Annotated in this window: 1 protein-coding gene; it reads right to left on the bottom strand. The window is 68.7% G+C overall.

The window, feature by feature from the left end:
* On the bottom strand, window positions 1-186 hold a 186-nt coding region (locus tag MN204_RS20945; RefSeq protein ID WP_249872978.1), incomplete at its 3' end, for a hypothetical protein.
* Window positions 187-259 lie beyond the last annotated feature (73 nt).

Genomic DNA, 259 nt, shown 5'->3' with positions numbered 1-259 from the left:
CAGAAAGAGCGCGATGAGCACCGCAAACGCGGTGGCGAGCACCGCACCTTGCGCCAATGCCGCACGCCGCGCCGTGACCATCCACGCAACCCGCCCGCGCTGCGCGCCAGCCAAACCAAAAAACGCCTGCAGCGCGGCAACCGCAATCGCCAGCGCCAGAAGCACCTGCCCCCACTCCGCCAACATCCCGTCACTCCTTCAGGCTTTGCGCCGCCCGCTGCGCCTGGTCGACAGCGTGGGACGCTTCCGGGGGCATGTA

It is taken from the genome of Oceanobacillus saliphilus, assembly GCF_023522835.1.
GTDB classification, from domain to species: Bacteria; Bacillota; Bacilli; order Bacillales; family Amphibacillaceae; genus Oceanobacillus; species Oceanobacillus saliphilus.
This window is presented reverse-complemented; position numbering and strand designations above follow the sequence as displayed.